8 protein-coding genes are annotated in these 15,442 nt (G+C 71.9%); 7 read left to right on the top strand and 1 reads right to left on the bottom strand.

Going from position 1 to position 15,442, the window contains the following annotated elements; genetic code table 11:
• Window positions 1-122 precede the first annotated feature (122 nt).
• Window positions 123-3,758, bottom strand: a complete 3,636-nt coding sequence (locus OG266_RS30575) for a S8 family serine peptidase (RefSeq protein ID WP_371549520.1) — start codon at window positions 3,756-3,758, stop codon at window positions 123-125.
• A 270-nt stretch (window positions 3,759-4,028) separates the two neighbouring features.
• Here OG266_RS30575 and OG266_RS30570 point away from each other — a divergent pair, with 270 nt between their 5' ends.
• The 7 genes from OG266_RS30570 to OG266_RS30540 all read left to right on the top strand — a co-directional run bounded on the left by OG266_RS30570 (window position 4,029) and on the right by OG266_RS30540 (window position 15,428).
• Entirely contained in the window at window positions 4,029-4,379 is a 351-nt protein-coding gene (locus OG266_RS30570; RefSeq protein ID WP_371549519.1) for a CU044_2847 family protein, read from the top strand.
• On the top strand, window positions 4,376-6,133 hold the full coding sequence (locus tag OG266_RS30565) for a trypsin-like peptidase domain-containing protein (protein ID WP_371549517.1): 1,758 nt from the start codon (window positions 4,376-4,378) through the stop codon (window positions 6,131-6,133). Before OG266_RS30570 ends, OG266_RS30565 begins: the two co-directional genes overlap by 4 nt.
• Before the next feature lie 47 nt (window positions 6,134-6,180).
• Window positions 6,181-7,194 carry an AAA family ATPase gene (locus OG266_RS30560; RefSeq protein ID WP_371549514.1) on the top strand — a complete coding sequence of 338 codons (1,014 nt, stop codon included), beginning with the start codon at window positions 6,181-6,183 and terminating at the stop codon, window positions 7,192-7,194.
• Entirely contained in the window at window positions 7,184-12,091 is a 4,908-nt protein-coding gene (locus OG266_RS30555; protein WP_371549512.1) for an SAV_2336 N-terminal domain-related protein, read from the top strand. Before OG266_RS30560 ends, OG266_RS30555 begins: the two co-directional genes overlap by 11 nt.
• A 141-nt stretch (window positions 12,092-12,232) precedes the next feature.
• On the top strand, window positions 12,233-13,270 hold the full coding sequence (locus OG266_RS30550; protein ID WP_266462992.1) for a rod shape-determining protein: 1,038 nt from the start codon (window positions 12,233-12,235) through the stop codon (window positions 13,268-13,270).
• Window positions 13,271-13,344: 74 nt separating this feature from the next.
• A complete protein-coding gene (locus OG266_RS30545) occupies window positions 13,345-14,787 on the top strand; it encodes a GAF domain-containing protein (protein WP_371549509.1) in 1,443 nt (480 codons plus the stop codon).
• Window positions 14,788-15,245: 458 nt separating this feature from the next.
• Window positions 15,246-15,428, top strand: coding sequence for a hypothetical protein (locus OG266_RS30540; protein ID WP_266462986.1), 183 nt, complete (start codon window positions 15,246-15,248; stop codon window positions 15,426-15,428).
• Window positions 15,429-15,442 lie beyond the last annotated feature (14 nt).

Genomic DNA, 15,442 nt, shown 5'->3' with positions numbered 1-15,442 from the left:
CGGAATAGCCGGATTCGGGTGGCGCCGCCTCCCCCCTCCCAAGGGGAGGCGGCGCCTGCTCGAAGGGGGGTGCTCACCGCACCCCACCGCGCGGGTGCTCCCCGCACCTCACGCGCGGCGGCCTACCGCACCCCCACCGCCCGGATGATCTCCTGGCTCACCGAGCCACCCCGGTCGTCACTCGCGGAGGCCCGCAGCGAGATGTACTCGGCGTCACGCGGCACCGTCAGCGTCCCGCTCCAGGACGCCTTCCCGGCACCGAGTTTCACCGTCCGCCACGTCTTCCCGTCGTCGTACGACACCTCCAGCTTCCCGCCCGCAATGGTCCCGGTGTCCGCCGCGCCCTTCACGTACTCGGCGTAGATCCCCACCGGTACCCGGCTGCCGCCGCGCACGTCGCCCGTGAGGTCGGTGTCGATGTCGTAGCCGAGGTTGAGGAGTGGCAGGAAGGTCCAGCGGTCCTCGGGCGTGGCCTCCGACTTGAAGGTCCACTCGGAGTGGCCCTTCGTGGACAGCTTCCAGCGGTCCGCGTCCAGCGTCGTGTCCGTGACGACCTTGTACGTGTGCTCGTCGGCGGGCGCGTCCCAGACGTACGCGCCCGAGCTCATGCGCCGGTCGACGAGGGTTCCGTCCTGGTACACCGCCGTGAACTGGGTCATGCCGTTGTCCGCGCTCCACACGTCGCCGAAGCCGGTGTGGTCGGGCCCTGAGTCGCCCCAGCCGGGTGTGTTGAACTGCATCTGGTTGCCGACGCGTTGCTGGCCCCAGCCGAGGCCGGTGCCGAGCCAGGGATGCCAGACGGGCTTGAACCAGTCGAGGTCCGGGTGGGTGCCCCCGCGGTACCGGACAAGTCCGCTGCGCTCCTCCAGCGCGCTGTCCCCGAGGTCCACGGACTCGTGCCACAGCTGTCCGGCGCCGGTGGAGACATAGTCGGTCCGCTCGGCCGGGTAGTTGATCCGCTCCTTGAAGCCGATTCCGATGGGGAAGGTGTCGGTGATCGAGTAGCGGAACTCGCCGCCCGACACGGGCTTCGCGGCGTGGAACTCGGTGTCGAGGACGGCGAGTTCGCGGTCGCCGGGCTCGTACGTCAGATCCCCGCGAGGGATGGCGCCCGCGTGCCCCTCCGAAAGGTCGTACGTGTAGGGCGTGTTGCGCGTCCCCGTCATGTCGACGCTCTTGGACACCCGCAGCCTGGCCGCGTCCACCGCGTTCACCGTGGCGACCTGCAGCGGCCGGTCGAGGTAGTCCTCCGTGCCGAACCAGGCGTTGAGGCGTCCCGCCGTGTCGTCGGTCACGAACAGTGCCTTGGCGCCCGCGTCCTGGGCCGCCTGGGCGAGGGCGGCAGGTTCGACGCCGTCGCCGAGCCGTGCGAGAACGGCCTTGCCCTTCACCCCGGTGAAGGGGCCCTCCCCGACATCCACGAGCGGCAGCTTGCTGCGCCCCTCGATCAGCGTGGTGCCCGGCTGGACGACCGCCCCGCCGACGCCCTTGACCTCGAGGAGCGGCTTACCGAGCCGCCACACGGTCCGGTACTCGAAGGTGCCCTCGGTGACCTTCGCGGTGGGCGCGGCGAAGATGCTGTCGTACTTCACCGGCACCTGGACGGCCTCGAACAGGTCGGCCCCGCCCGCCTTCCGGCTGTACTCCATCAGCAGCTGCCGGGTCTCGGTCCGCCGGTCGACCTTCGCCTCGATCTCCTTCAACTGCCTTCCGTCGAGGGTGACTTCACGGTCCTGGTCGAGCGTGACCTCGGGTGCCGTGAGGAAGCCGAGCCCGAGTGAGTCCGCGCCGTTGCCGCCGCGCACGTCGAGGAAGGTGTCCAGGCTGTACGCCCCCGGCTTCAGCCGGAGTTCCAGGGTGCCGGAGTCGTCGACCGGCGCCCAGAACGGGTCGACGCCCTCCGTGAGCTGCTGGACCACGAGACCGGCGGCCGTCGCGGCACCGTCACGGTCCTTGACGTGCACGGTGAGCGTGTACCGCTCCTCCTCCTTGACCAGCCCGAACGCGGTGTGCGCGACGGGAGTGCCGGCCACGGAGGCGACGATCTGCCCGGACGTGTTGCCGACGGCCGCCTTCGTGCCGTCGCCCGTCACCGTGGTTGCCGCGGTCCCGTGCGCGGGCACGGTGAGCGTGGAGTCGGCGAGGGTCGCGACACCTTCGGGCGCGCCCTGTACGGCGAGGGTCAAGTCCACTGCTGTGTCGGAGGAGTTGGTGTACGTCACCGTCTTGGTGACGGGTTCGTTCGCCTCGTACGGCCAGCCGTAGAAGCCGAGGTCCGCGCTGCCGGTCGCGGTGACCGAGGTGCCGATCGCGTCCGGCACGCTCACGCGCCCGGAGCCCAACACGTAGGCAGAAGCGTCGAGTTGCTTCGACGTGGACATCAGCGCGTCCTTGAGTTGCGCGCCGGTCCAGTCCGGGTGCTTCTCGGCGAGCAGGGCGGCCACCCCCGCGACATGCGGCGTGGCCATCGACGTACCGCTCATGCTCTCGTAATAGCCTTCGCCGCCCACGAGTTGGGAGCGTGCGGCGAGGATGTCGACGCCCGGCGCGGAGAGGTCGGGCTTGAGGGCGTTGTCGCCGTAGCGCGGGCCCGCGCTGGTGAAGTAGGCGGCCTCGTCGGCGGAGTCGACCGCGCCGATGGTCAGCGCGGAGTCGGCGGCGCCGGGTGAGCCGATGGAGGAGGGGGCGCCGGTGTTCCCGGCGGCGATGACGAAGAGTGCGCCGGTCTCCCGGGAGAGGGTGTTGACCGCCTCGGCCATGGGGTCGGTGCCGTCGCCGGCCTCGGTCGAGCCGAGGCTCATGGAGATCACCTTGGCGTGCACGTCACGCGCGGCCCACTCCATACCGGCGATGATCTGCGACTCGCTCCCGGAACCCTGGTCGCTGAGGACCTTGCCGACGGCGAGCGTGGCCCCGGGCGCGACGCCCTTCTCCAGCCCGTCCGAGGCGGCGCCGCTCCCGCCCACGGTCGAAGTGACGTGCGTGCCATGCCCGTTGCGGTCGGCGACCTCCTCACCCTCGATAAAGCTCTTTGTCGCCGAGACCCGTCCGGCGAGGTCCGGATGTCCGGCATCGACGCCCGTGTCGAGGACGGCGACCGTGACCCCCTTGCCGGTGAGCCCGGCCTCCCACGCCGCCGCCGTGCCGATCTGCGCGTTGCTCTCGGCCATGTCGGCCGTGACGCGCCCGTCGAGCCAGACCTTGTCGATGCCGTCCTGGGCGGTGAGTGCCTGCCAGAAGGTGCGCCCCTTGTCCGCGTCGACGGCGGCGCCGTCGATGCTCGGCAGGGCACGCGTGCGCTCGGCCCCGCGCGGAGTCACCGCACGCGCCTTCTTCTCGTAGGTGACGATCAGCGGCAGCTCGTCCGTCTTCTGGTCGGTGAGCCCCTGCCGTATCAGCTCGCTCACGTCGAACAGCCGCCGGTCGAGGGTGCCCGCCCGCAGATACGGCAGCGCCTCGTCCGGTACGACGGTGACGGTGCCGTTCGCCACCTGGGTGCGCACGGCGCCGGTGGCACCCTTGGGGCGCTCGACGGTGACCGTCTTCTTCCCGCCGCCCAGGTCGGTGACGGTCACCTGGTCGCCGGTGACGAGGGTTACGGTGCGGGCGGCGCTCGCGGCCCCAGTGGCAGTCGACGTCCCGGTGGCGGTCGAAGTCCCGGTGTCCGGTGCGGCCGCCGCCTGCCCGGCGGGCAGCAAGGCGATCACGAGCCCGGCCGACAACAGCGCCGCCCCGCGTCTCGCTGGTCCTCTGGTCATCTTCGCCCTTTCTCGTCGGCGGCATGCCCTGTGTGCTGCGAAGAGTGTCGGGGGGCTTGTGTTGCGGATGAGTTGACGAGGCCTGGCGGGAAGGCGCCCTGGCGGCTTCCCGCCAGAACAGACGGGTGCGAACAGACGGGTACGAGCTGCGGAAACCGGGACAGCCCCAAGTACCGTCCGTAACAATGAAGGTGCGGCAGAGTCACAGGCACCATGCAGCGGAGTCACAGGCACGACGCGGCGGAGTCACACACAACGGGGACGTGACGCATGGACGGACGCGTGGAGTTCAAGACCGACGACGGGGCACTGGTCCTCGTCGAGGGCATCGAGGACGAGTCCGGCTCCCGGCTGGTGTCCCGGGGCGACGGGACCGTCCAGGCCGCGCGCACTTTCGAAGGCTCCCTGGAGGGCGTGCGGGCCGCTGCCGAGTCCGCGCTGCGGGTGTTCCGCGACGGCAGCCTGCGCCCCGACTCGGTCGAGATCGAGTTCGGGGTCAAGCTCACGGCGGAGGCGGGCGCCCTGATCGCCAAGAGCGCGGTCGAGGGCCACCTGCTGGTCAAACTCTCCTGGTCTCCCGGGCCGTCCGACGGCTCCCAGGAGACAGCCCCGCCCTCATGACCAGCGCCTCCTGGCACGCGCGGATCACCTGCGGACGTGAGACCGGCGCCGGCTTCCTGGTCACCGAGCGGCACGTCCTGACCTGTGCGCACGTGGTCGGCCGCAGCGGTACGGACCCGGTGGGCGTCTCCTTCGCGCCGGGCGAGGCCGCGATCCCCGCGCGGGTGGTCGCACACGGCGGCTGGGACGGCCGGGAGACCGACCCCGGCGATGTCGCCGTACTCGAGCTGGACCGCGATGTGCCGATGAAGCCCGCGGAGTTCGCGGCGCCCTCCGACGCGTACGGCGATCCGCCGCGCAGGCTCCTCGCCTATGGGTTCCCCAAGCGGTACGACGAGGGGACGATCGCCGAATACCGGGCCACCGCCGACCAGTTGATCGCCGGCGAGTGGGTCCAGCTGGAGGCGTGGGCCGCGCACGGACAGCCTCTCGTACCCGGCTTCAGCGGCGCGGCGCTCACCCTCGCGGACACCGGCCGGGTCGTCGGCATGGTCTCCGCCGCCGCCCGCGACCCCGGGATCCGCAACGGCCGGATGCTGCCCGCGCACATCATGGCCCGCTACTGGCCCCGGCTCGGCGAACTGATCCCGACTCCGGAGTACGGGCGGCCGGAGAAGGAGCGGCTGCGGGAACTGGTGGCGGGGTACCGGGCGTCGGAGGTGCCCGAGTGCGGTCCCGAGCGGCTCTACCGGGACGCCGTGGGCCCGTTCGGACCGCCGGTTCCGTCGCGCGGGTTCGCGTCGTTGTGGGACGCGGCCTGGTATCTGCTCTCCGAGGTGCCCGACACCGGGGCCGTCGCCCGGTTCGCCGCGCGGCTCGCCGACTTCACCGAGGACGCGCCTACGAGGGGCGCGCTGCGGACCTGGCCGCGGGGCCCGCACGACCGCGGCGGCGCACCGCCGGTACACGCTCCCGCCGACCGCCCCGCCCTCGCGGCGAGGCCCTGGTCCCCCATCCTCGTGGAGATCGCGCCCAGCGGTTCGGGCGACCACCAGTTCCTGGTCGAGGTGTCCGCGTACAACGGCCGGCACCGCCGTGTGGTCGGCTCACGCCCCCTGCCCGCCGACCGCGTCCGCGCCTACGTCCTGGAACGCATCGACGAGGCCTACCACGAACTGGAGCCCGACGCCCGGGAGTTGATCGCCTTCGTACTGCCGCGGCGCTGGCTCAACACGGATGTGGCGCACTGGAAGCGCAGCGCCGACGACGACAGTCCGCTCGGCTCCTTCGCGCCGCTCGTCGTGATGGACCTGGAGCGGCGGCGCAGCGGCGGCCTGCAGCACATGCTGCTGAAGAAGTGGCAGCGCCTCGACGCGCAGCCCGGGGCACGGCTGCATCGCATCGGCTGCGGTGCCGTCGGACAGGACCCGGTCCGGCTGACGATCGGGCTGCGGCGCGGCGCCGACATGGTGGGTTTCGCCTCGCCACCGCGCGCGGACGGCACCCGGCGGCTGTTCCAGGCGAGCCTGAATGCGGCGGTGCCGGTGATGCTGTGGCCGCGCACCGGCTGCCGCGGTGAGCAGCGCGGTGGGGCGCACGAGGACTGCTCGGGCGCCGCGTTCCTGGACCGCCTGGCCGAACACCTGGCGGACCTGCCGCCGTCCGAAATCCCCACCTACATCCACGAGTTGCGCGAGACGGCGTACGCCTCCGACGCGCCGGAACCGCACTGGGCGTACGACCTGGCGCTGCTCTGGGAAGACCCCAGATGTCTGCCCGACCCCGTCGGCTATCTGCACTCGCCGGTCGGCTGAACACCGCCTGCCAGGCGTAGGGACCGGCAACGCAGCGAGGAGAGAGCATGACCCTGTGGCCCGTCTACACGGGTGGGAGCGAGCCCCACGGCGGCATCGCCAAGCTTCCCGCGCCGCCGCCCTGGCGCGACTTCGACGGCGGCCCCGAGCTGGACACGCCCGCCGCGGACGGCGACACCTCGGCCACCTCCCCGGACCGCAGGCACCGCGCCCGCACCTACCGGGCAACCGACCGTGCGGTCCAACTAGTCAACGCAGCCCTGTACTTGCGCCGCCCGCTCCTGGTGACGGGCCCGCCGGGCAGCGGGAAGTCCTCGCTCGCGTACGCGGTGGCAAGGGAGTTGAAGCTCGGCCCGGTGCTCCGCTGGAACATCACCAGCCGCACCACCCTGCACGACGGGCTCTACCAGTACGACCCGCTGTCCCGTCTGTACGACGCCGGTCGCGCCGCCGCGCGCGAACTCCCCGCGGACAGCGAGCTCCAGGACCATCTGCGCCTGGGCCCGCTGGGCACCTCGCTTCTCCCCTACCGCCGCCCCCGCGCCCTGCTCATCGACGAGATCGACAAGAGCGACCTCGACCTGCCCAACGACCTGCTGAACATCCTGGAGGAGGGCGAGTACGAGATCCCCGAGCTGGTCCGGTCGGCCCGCCACACTCCGGCTGCCGAGGTGATGATCGCCGGTACGGACGACCGTGCCACCGTCTCCCGTGGCCGGGTCCGCTGCCGCGCCTTCCCCTTCGTCGTGCTGACCAGCAACGGCGAGCGCGAGTTCCCGCCCGCCTTCCTGCGCCGCTGCGTCCGCCTCGAACTCCACCAGCCGCGCGACGCCCACCTCGAAAGCATCGTCCGCGCTCACCTCGGCGAGCCGGACAGCTATGCCCGCGAGCTGATCACCCGCTTCCTCTCCCGGGGCACCGGCGGCGAACTCGCCACCGACCAGCTCCTCAACGCCATCTACCTGACGGGTGCGGCGGGGCTCGACGCGGCGTCGCGGGACGACCTGGCGGAGCAGCTGATGCCGTATCTGAGCCGGACCCGGGACGACGATGAGTTCTGAGGGGCCTCCTGACCGGGGCCGCGAAGGACCCGCCGCGTCGCCGGGTCGGGCGGCGGCCGGGAAGCAGCCGACCTCCGCCGAGCCGACGGAGCCTCTGCGGCCCGCGGGGCATCCGGACCCGCGCCGCCAAGGACCCGCCGAACTCGCCGAGCTGCTGGGGCGGGCGTCGGGCGAGGCGCCACCGGCCTCCGTCGAGCTGGCGGAGTTGCTGTGGCTCGCGGGCCACATCGCGGCCCCGCGCGAGGCGACTCCCGCCGCGCCCCGGCCCGGCGAGCGCCCCGCCGCCGTACCCCTGCCACCGGCCGGGGGACCCGCGCAGCCGGGCACACCGCCGGACGTACCCCCGGCGAACCCGCCCGCCGAACCCCACCGCCCCGACGACCGCATCCCCCTGCTGCTGCCCGGGCCCGCCACCGCCGACGGGAACGACGAGAACGAGGCCGCGGCGGACGAGCCCCGTCCCGGCCCGCACACCACCCTCCTCGCCCCCGCTCCCCCGATGCTGCCGCACCCCCTCGCCATCCAGCGCACCCTGCGTCCGCTCAAGCGCCGGGTGGACGCGCCCATCGGGCAGGAGCTCGACGAGGAGGCGACCGCGCACCGCATCGCCCGGCTCGGAGCGGCGCCCCGCTGGTGGGTGCCCGTGCTGCGCCCCACCACCGAACGCTGGCTGACCCTGCACCTGGTGTACGACTCCGGGCCGACCATGCCGGTCTGGCGCCCGCTCGTCCGTGAACTGCACACCGCCCTGGCCCAGTCGGGCGTCTTCCGCACGGTGGAGCTGCACCGGCTGACCGCCGACGGCACGGTGGTGCGCCCCGGCTCGCAGGAGTCGTACGCCGCCGGGCGCACCGTCACCCTGCTGGTCAGCGACTGCATGGGCCCGCAGTGGCGGAGCGGCCCGGCGGGCACCCGCTGGTACCGCACCTTGCGCCGCTGGGCGGCCCATATGCCGGTGGCGGTGCTCCAGCCGCTGCCGGAACGCCTGTGGCGCACCACGGCCCTGCCGGCCACGACCGCGCGGATCACCTCGCCCTGGCCGGCGGCCCCCAACTCCACGTACGCCGTGGACTCCTACGCCACCGACTCCGACGCGCTCCCCCTCCCGGTCCTGGAGCCGTCGGCTCCCTGGCTGGCGAACTGGTCGTCCCTGGTCGCGGGTTCCCCCCATCTCCCCGGCTCCATCGCCCTGTTGGACCTCGCTCCGCCGCCGGCCCCGGTGGACGAGCAGGGCCGGAGCGACGTCGAACAGCTCTCCCCCGAGGAACTCGTCCTCCGCTTCCGCTCCATCGCCTCCCCCGAGGCCTTCCGGCTCGCCGGTCATCTGGCCGTCGGGCGTCCGGAGTTGCCGGTGATGCGGCTCGTCCAGGCCGCTATCGAGAAGAACCCGCAGCCGCGCCATCTCGCCGAGGTGATCCTCAGCGGAGTCCTCAGCAGCACCCCGGGCGCACCCGGCTCGTACGCCTTCCGTCCCGGCGTACGAGAACTCCTGCTGCACACCCTGCCGCGCACCGCCCACAGCCGCACCTCCGAACTCCTGTCCCGGATAGGCGCGTTGATCGACGCACGGGCCGGAGTGGCCGCCGGGGAGTTCCCGGTACTGGCCCCGGGGCAGGGGGATGCCTCCGCCGGGGGCGAGCCGTTCGCGACGGTGCGGGAGGAGAGTGTGCGACGGCTGGGCGGGGCGTCGCCACCACCACCCGGCGGGCTGGTGCTCGGCCGGTACCGGATCGTACGGCGGCTGGGGCGGGCCAAGCGGGTGATGCTGGCCGAGGACACGCAGGCCGACAGGACCGTGGTGGTGATCGCGTACTCCGCACTCGCTCCAGGGCTACAGGCGAGCGTCTCGTATGACGTGGCCCCGAACTCCGCACTCGATCCACTGCCGCACGCGCAGTTCCTGCAGGACGCGCGGGCCCTCGCCGCCGTCGACCACCCCAACGTCATAGCGGTGTACGACTACGGCATCGAGGGCGACATCCCCTATCTCGTCACGGAGTTCGTGGAGGGGATCACCCTGGCGGAGCTGACGGCAGAGGGAGGCTTCGGACTGCCCATCGCCCTGCTCGCGCCCCTCGCACAACAGATCGCGGGAGCCTTCAAAGCGCTGCACGAACAGGGCGTCGCACACGGCAGCCTCACGCCGAACGGCCTGATCGTCCGCCCGGACGACACCGTGAAGATCACCGGCTTCGCGCTGGGGAGGACGGCCTGGCGCAGCGAAACGACCGACCTCGACAACTTCGGTCACCTGCTCCGGGAGCTGGCCCGTGGGGTGGTCGCCCCCGAACTCGGCGGAATCCCCGGCGAGTTCCGCACGTTCTTCGACAACGCCCTCACCCCTCTCACCTCCTCGCAGGTGGAAGCTCAGCGCCGGGGCAGGGACCTCTTCCTCACCCCCTCCTTCTCCCAGGTCATCGAGGCCGCCGAGGCGACCCGGTACCGCTACCAACTGCTCGGCCGCGTGCTGATCCGGCAGGGCGGCCGCACCCTCCCCGCCTTCGCCCCCAGGGAACAGGCCCTGCTCTGCATGCTGCTCCTCCAGCGCGGCAGGCCGGTGCCGCAGGACGCACTGATCCAGGGACTGTGGGGGCCCCAGCGCCCGCAGCGCGCCGAACGACTCCTGGCCACGTACGCCGCCGGTCTGCGCAAGGCCCTGGGCCCCGGAGTCCTGGCCACGACCGCTGAGGGCTATGCCCTGCACGCCAACCCCGGCACCGTCGACGTCAGCCACGGCGAAGACCTCGTCACCGCAGCCAAGGCGATGCGGGACAACGGAAACCTGGCGGGGGCCCGCGAGTTCGTCCAACAGGCCATCAGCCTGTGGATCGGGGACCCTGTCGACGGCGTCCCCGGCCCCGCCGCCGATTCGGCCCGCAGCCGGCTGCGCGCCCTCCGCCTCACCCTCTGCGCCACCCGGGCCGAACTCGACCTGGAACTGGGTGACTTCGAACGGGCGGCCATCGACCTCGGCGTACTCCTCCACTCCCACCCCCAGCGCGAGGACTTCCGACGGCTGCGCATCCTCGTACTCAAGGGCCAGGGCCGTATCGCCGAGGCCATCGAGGCGTACGACGAGCACGAACGGCGCCAGTCCGGCGAGCTGGGGCCGATCTGGCGCGAGCTCTACCACGAACTGCACGCCCAGCCCGAGGACGGCCGGCCCGTCATCGTCATGGAGTGCGTCGACGCGGACGACCGGCCGGGGGCCCACCGCACGCTCGCCCACCCCCTGACCTGGCTGCTCTCGCTGAGCGGCCTGGCCTCGGGCCAGTACGACATGAACACCGTCGACGGCGGCTACCTCGTGCTCACCCCGCCCGAGACGTCCGTACTGACCGTACTCAAAACCGCGCTGCGTGAACTGCCCAGCATCCTCCTGGAGTTGACGGACCTGCCAAGAGTCCGTCTGACGTTCTGGCACTCCGCTCAGTCCGCGCCCACGGATCTCCCGGCCGACCCGGACCTCCCGGCCATCGAGATCGCCGTCTCCCCCGTTCTCCACGAAGACCTCATGGCCGACGACACCACCGCCGTCGACCCCGCCCTCTTCGGCGCCGTGTACGAGGACTCGTCGACCACCGGTCAGCCCCTGGCCTGGCGCTGCTCCCTAGAACTGCCCGAAATCGCCCCGGACCCCGATCCGGACGACCGCGATCTGGTGCGTGGCCCCTTCACGACGCGCAACCTCCGCACGATCCGCGCCCCCGAACCCGGCCGCGCGGCCATCGTGCACACCCAGCCCAACAACCTCCCACTGACCCTCCTGAACCCCAACCAGCCCCACGGCAAGCGCACTTCATGGCCGCTCATCACCTACTACGAGGTCGACCTCAGCACGCATAACGCCAGTCACGAGCTGCTGCTGCGCAGTTCCGGCGGCAGCTCCTTCACCGCGTCGGTGGAACTGTCCTGGCACGTCGACGACGCCGTGGCCTTCGTCCGCAGCGAAACCGCCGACGTGTCCGGGCAGCTCCTCGACCACCTGGTCAAGGAGGCGGGCCGGATCACCCGCCGCTACCCGCTGGGGCGCGGGGGCGCCGCCCAGCTGGCCGTGCGCGAGGCGCTGCGCAGATGGCCGGTGCCGGGGCTGTCGGTGGTGTGCGCGGTACGGCTGCGCGAGGGCGCCCCGCCGCCGCAGGCCCCGCCCCCGGACCCGGCACGCAACCCGGTCAAGCGCAGGGCCGAGGCACGGCAGCGGTCGCTGGCCGCGGCCCTGGACGGCGCCGAGTGCGTGCTCCTGGGCTTCGACGGCCCCTTGGCCCGGCTGTACCCCGGACACGCGGAGGAGCAGCAGGCCGCCCGGCGTCTCGCCGCCCTCCTGGTGGAGCTGCGTCATCCGGACGAGGCGCTGAGCGGCTCGCCGCTGGGCACCGCTCGGTCACTCCTGGAGGGAAACGTCAACCCACTGGACCTGTTGCGCGCGCTCGCGGACCACCGGCTGGCAGCCGACCTGCGCCAGGAACTCGACCGGATCGAGTTGGGAGCCGTCCACTCAGCGCGGCCCACCGCTCACGCCGACGTCTTGGTCGGCGTGCTCAGCGCCACCCCCATCCGCGGAGCAAGCCTGGTCACGGACAACTCACTGGGCGCTGTCATGGCGTATCTGAGGAAACGCAAACTCTCCGTGCCAGTGCACGCACGATCCAACGACCTCACCCTGCTGATGCCGAACCCCGATTGCCTCCACCGCGCCCTGAACCAGTTCAGCACCTCCCCCTCGGACGCCGTATTCATCGGTTCCTCCGTCGCCGAGCTGACCGCCGCGCACTCGATCGGCCTCCCCTTCATCGGCTACGCCCACAGCGAGGGGATCGAGAGGCAGCTGACCCGCGCGGGTTGCGAACACACCGTCACTTCCCTGGCGCCGATCCTCGAAGCGATCCGCACCGGATAGGGCGCCCGCCGAAGACCACCCGTCCAGCGGCACCCCACCCGGCCCCCCACAGAAGGCGACACCCCGTCAGCGACCGCACGATGCGAGAGAGGACCGCCGCCCGGCGGAGCCCCACCGTCTGCGCTCTCGGGAGGATCTGCCATGACCGACAGTCTGGAGCAGTTGCGCCGCTGCCACTTCGCCGTCGATCTGGGCGCGGCGAGGACCCGTGTGTATGTGAAGGGCGCGGGGCTGGTCGTCGACCAGCCGAGTGTCGCGGCGATCAACACGAATACCGGCGCGCTGATCGCGGTCGGCGAGTTCGCGGAGAAGATGACGGGACGTACGCCCGACTACATCCGGGTGGTACGGCCGGTGTCCGGCGGCACGGTCGTCGACATCGACATGGCGCAGCGGATGCTGCGGCAGCTGCTCGGTGACAAGGTCCGCCGCACCCTGCGCCGCAAGCCGCGGCTGCGGGCGGCCGCCTGTACGCCGCACGACGCGGACCCCCTCGCCCAGCGCGCGGCGATCGAGACGCTGGTCGGACTGGGTGCGCGGCGGGTCGAGCTGGTCGACACACTGATCGCCGCCGCCGTCGGGTGCGGGCTGCCCGTGGAGCGGCCCGAGGCCACCATGATCATGGTGTGCGGGGCGGCCGCGACCCAGCTCGCCGTGCTGTCGCTTGGCTCGATCGTCACCGCCGAGCGCATCCCGGTGGGCGGCGAGGCCGTCGACCACGCGATCGTGCAGCATCTGCGCCACCAGCACGAGCTGATGCTGCCGAGTCAGGCCGTACGGCCCCTGCAGCTCGCCCTCTCCGGCAACGGGCTCACCCCGCACGGCCCGGCGTCGACGGAGATCCACGGACGGGACGTGGCAACCGGCCTCGCGCGCTCCGTGCAGGTCGACACCGCCGCCGTACGCGATGCCATCCAGACCCCGCTGACCGCCGTACTCGACGGAATCGGCAAGGTACTGCGCTCCTGCCCGCCCGATCTGGTGGCCGACCTCGCCGACCGCGGGATCATGATGGTCGGCGGCAGCGCCCTGCTCCCCGGGCTCGACCAGATGCTGCGGCAGGCGACGGGCATGCCGGTGCACATCGCGGAACGGCCCGACGTGTGCGCGGTCCAGGGGCTCGGCTACATGCTGGAGGGCAAGATCGAGCCGCTGGTGCTCGACCCGCTGGCGGACTGACGCGCCCCGGCGGTCCCCGGCGTCGGTGGGACCCCGTACGACCGATCTCGTCCCCGGCTCCGGAGGGACCCCCTATGACCGATCCCGTCCCCCGCCTCCCGCCCCTCCTGGAAGCCGTCCTCAGTGTCGGCACCGACCTCGAACTGCGGGTCACGCTCCAGCACATCGTGGACGGTGCCGCCGAGCTGACGGGCGCCCGGTACGCGGCGCTGGGCGTGGCCGACCCCGGGCTCGACGGACTCGTGGAGATCTGTACGGCGGGCCCGTCCGACGGCGGGACCGCAGCGGAGGACGACTCGGCGGACGACTCCCTCGGCGTCTCCATCCTCGTCGACGACCAGGAGTTCGGGACCCTCCATCTCTCCGACAAGGAGGGCGGCCCGTTCACCGACGAGGACGAGCAGCTGCTGAAGCTGCTGGCCACCCAGGCCGGCATCGCGATCGGCAACGCCCGGCTGTACGAGACGGCCCGGCAGCGTGAGCGCTGGATCGAGGGCGCTGCGGCCGTGACGACGGCGCTGCTCACCGGTGAGGCCGCCGCCGACGCGCTGATGACCGTCGCCGAGCGGGCCCGGGTCCTCGCCGACGCCGCGGCAGGTGTCATCCTCCAGGCCACTCCGGAGGGCGGCATGGAGATCGTGACCGCCTCCACCCTCGACGACCCCGGGGACATCGTCGGCACGACGATCGAGCCGGGCAGTCCCGTCCTCGAGCAACTCTTCGGCGGTGAACCGGTGTTCATCGAGGACTCGGCGACCGACCCACGGATGACCACGCCGGTACGAAGCCGGTTCGGGCCGAGCATGATGCTCCCCCTCCAGGCGGACGGCCGCCTCATCGGCACGCTCGCCCTGCCCCGCCGGCGCGGCGACCGGCCGTACACCTCGGTGGAGCGGCTGCTCGCCACGCAGTTCGCCTCGCAGGCCGCGCTGGCGCTGGTCCTCGCCGACGCCCAGCACAGCCGGGAGCGGCTCGCGGTCTACGAGGACCGCGACCGCATCGCCCGCGACCTGCACGACCTGGTCGTCCAACGCCTGTTCGCCACCGGAATGATGTTGGAGTCCACCCAGCGTCGCGGCACCGGTGAAGGCGACGACGTGCACGACACTCTCGGCCGCGCCGTAGACGAGTTGCAGTCGACCATCCAGGAGGTGCGCACCGCGATCTTCGCGCTCCAGCAGCCGCCCGCCGACGCCCCCACCACCCTCCGCGGCAAGGTCCTGCGCGAGACGGCGGGCGCGGCGGCCGTCCTCGGCTTCCAGCCGTCCGTACAGTTCACCGGCGCCGTCGAGAACCGCGTCACGGAGCCCGTCGCCGGTCACCTCCTCGCCGCCCTGCGCCGCAAACTGGCCGCCGCGTCACGCCGCCCCGGGGTGTCCCGCATCGAGGTCACGGTCGACGCGACGGCGACCCTCCGGGACGGTCGCCCCGGCCTGCGCCTGACCGTGTACGACGACGGTGCCAGGGAGGACGGGGAGGGCCCCGGTACGAGAGTCACCTGGCAGTCACCGCTGTGAATCCGGCGACGGCACACCGCCCGGCCCCGTCCGGCCGGTCGGTCGGTCGTCACCGCAATGCTCCCCCTGCACCTGCCGAACTGACGTCTCTCTCCTTTTCCCGCTTCCCAGCCGTATCACCCGGCCGCACATACCGAGTGAATATGACCGGAACGAGTCACTCACTCCGACGGACCCGCGTCTCGTAATCAGCTCCAAGAGAAACCGGAGGTAGAGATTCCGCCCCGTATATGGACGTCGGACCAGGAATGGCTGCTCTCGCTGGTCACCCCCATACTTGAGCATGCGTGGAGAGCTCCACAGACTGCCGAGCCGTGGCGTGTTTCTTACGGTAAGGTCCCGCTCACCAGCCCTTCTCAGGTCTCAGACTGTCTCAGGTCTCAACCGTTGGAAGTCCCCACTTGCGGCGAGCCCGACCCGGCTGAGCCTTTAGTCAGAAAACGGAGCAAGAGACAGCCATGAACACCAGGGGCATGACGACGATCCAGCGCGACTCGGCCGACTCCCGGGCGACGCACAAGCGGCCCACACCACTGTCGGCCGTCAACACCCGCACCACCGCCGTCGCGCGTTCGACCGGACGGCTCACCGACATCGCCGGAGCGCACTCCAAGAACCCGCATTTCAACGCGGGGCTGTGAAAAGGCAGCACCAG

This window comes from Streptomyces sp. NBC_00554 (assembly GCF_041431135.1).
GTDB lineage: Bacteria > Actinomycetota > Actinomycetes > Streptomycetales > Streptomycetaceae > Streptomyces.
The sequence above is the reverse complement of the archived record's forward strand: the minus strand, read 5'-3'. Positions and strand labels throughout refer to the sequence as shown.

Coding starts and splice junctions, on each gene's coding strand:
- OG266_RS30565 (WP_371549517.1), top strand. CDS start 4,376: ATGACCAGCGCCTCCTGGCACGCGCGGATCACCTGCGGACGTGAGACC.
- OG266_RS30550 (WP_266462992.1), top strand. CDS start 12,233: ATGACCGACAGTCTGGAGCAGTTGCGCCGCTGCCACTTCGCCGTCGAT.
- OG266_RS30545 (WP_371549509.1), top strand. CDS start 13,345: ATGACCGATCCCGTCCCCCGCCTCCCGCCCCTCCTGGAAGCCGTCCTC.
- OG266_RS30560 (WP_371549514.1), top strand. CDS start 6,181: ATGACCCTGTGGCCCGTCTACACGGGTGGGAGCGAGCCCCACGGCGGC.
- OG266_RS30570 (WP_371549519.1), top strand. CDS start 4,029: ATGGACGGACGCGTGGAGTTCAAGACCGACGACGGGGCACTGGTCCTC.
- OG266_RS30555 (WP_371549512.1), top strand. CDS start 7,184: ATGAGTTCTGAGGGGCCTCCTGACCGGGGCCGCGAAGGACCCGCCGCG.
- OG266_RS30575 (WP_371549520.1), bottom strand. CDS start 3,758: ATGACCAGAGGACCAGCGAGACGCGGGGCGGCGCTGTTGTCGGCCGGG.
- OG266_RS30540 (WP_266462986.1), top strand. CDS start 15,246: ATGAACACCAGGGGCATGACGACGATCCAGCGCGACTCGGCCGACTCC.